This is a genomic window from Emticicia fontis (assembly GCF_054779675.1).
This window is the reverse complement of record NZ_BAAGXU010000035.1, coordinates 1-1,388: the sequence shown is the minus strand read 5'-3', so window position 1 is coordinate 1,388 and position 1,388 is coordinate 1. Positions and strand designations below refer to the sequence as shown.

Genomic DNA, 1,388 nt, shown 5'->3' with positions numbered 1-1,388 from the left:
TGACTAGTCCTAAAAAAACGATACAGGGTAATAGATATTAAAGGTACATTTTTTAAGTAGTAGTAATCAAGAGATTGCTACTACTTTTTGTTTTATAAGTTTTCATTTTTACTTCATTCTGCAGATGCATTTTACTAGGGGTAAGCATGTGATTAGATAAATGAGGTCTATAATCATTATAGATTTTTATAGCTTCTGATACAACTTTTTTCATCAATGCCAACTCCAGATGATAATTATCTATCATGAATTCCTGTTTTAAGATACCATTTATCCTTTCAGCAACAGCATTCTCATATGGGTCAGAATCTTGAGTCATACTACATCTGATTTTGTACTTAGAGAGCAGAGATTGATACTCATCAGAACAATACTGAACACCTCTGTCCGAGTGATGTATAAGGCATCTGTTTTTATGAACTCTGGTTTTCTGTGCCATTCTTAATGCTTTCAAACAGCCATCAGTACTTAAAGAATCAGCTACTTCATACCCTACTATTTTCTTCGAATAAGCATCTGTTATCAGACTTAGATAACATGGTTTTTCTCTTTTACCGATATATGTAATATCAGACACCCATACTTGCTCAGGCTCTATAATAGCCATTTCTTTGATCAGATTGGAATGTTTCCTGAAACGATGATGAGACCAGGTTGTTATGTGATAACTACGTTTGGGTTTAATCAGTAAATGATTTGCTCTTAGAATATTAAAAAACTTATCTCTACCAACTTTTAGCTCTTCAAGTTGCAGACATAGTAATACATACAACTTTCTTGTTCCAAGGCGTGGCAATTTCTGTCGTTCTCCATTAACAAGGTCAACAACTTGTTGGGCAATCGTTTTTCGTTTTTGTGTTCGCTTTATACTTCTATAGTAAACTTGTCTATTTATCCCGAACAATCCACAACTGAAACTTATACTTTCTTCTTGTTTTTGGCTGTACTCTCTGATTGTTCGGGTGGTAAGTTTTTTCTGATATCAATGCTGTATTCCTTTTCAGCAATATCAATCATCATATCGAATATAACAGCCTTCTGGTCAGTTATATAATTCTGCCGTTCTAACTGTGCCTTCTGCTTTTCAAGTAAACGCACTTTGGCTTCCAGTTCTAATATCCTTTGCTCAGGTGATTTTGGCATATTCAATGAAGTTTGATTCTCCCAGTCAAAGTTACCATATTTCTGTAACCATTTCCTAACGGTACTTTCACCCTGAATCCCATATCTTTTACTGGATTCTGAAATACTGAGTAGACCTGACTCTACTTCTTTAACGACTTGAAGCTTAAAGCTTAGCGTATAGTCTTTTTGTGTACGCTTCACATAGTTGTTTTGATTTCCCATCTTCGATACTTTTTAATGTATCGCTATTTCAGGACGTGACA

General features: G+C 34.7%; 2 protein-coding genes. Both read right to left on the bottom strand.

Annotated elements, in window-relative coordinates; all coding sequences use genetic code 11:
• Positions 1–52: 52 nt before the first annotated feature.
• Positions 53–904: an IS3 family transposase gene (locus tag ACYVFA_RS15820; RefSeq protein WP_460472818.1), complete on the bottom strand. Its 852-nt coding sequence runs from the start codon at positions 902–904 to the stop codon at positions 53–55.
• A gap of 14 nt (positions 905–918) precedes the next feature.
• Positions 919–1,347, bottom strand: coding sequence for a helix-turn-helix domain-containing protein (locus ACYVFA_RS15815; RefSeq protein ID WP_460472817.1), 429 nt, complete (start codon positions 1,345–1,347; stop codon positions 919–921).
• Positions 1,348–1,388 lie beyond the last annotated feature (41 nt).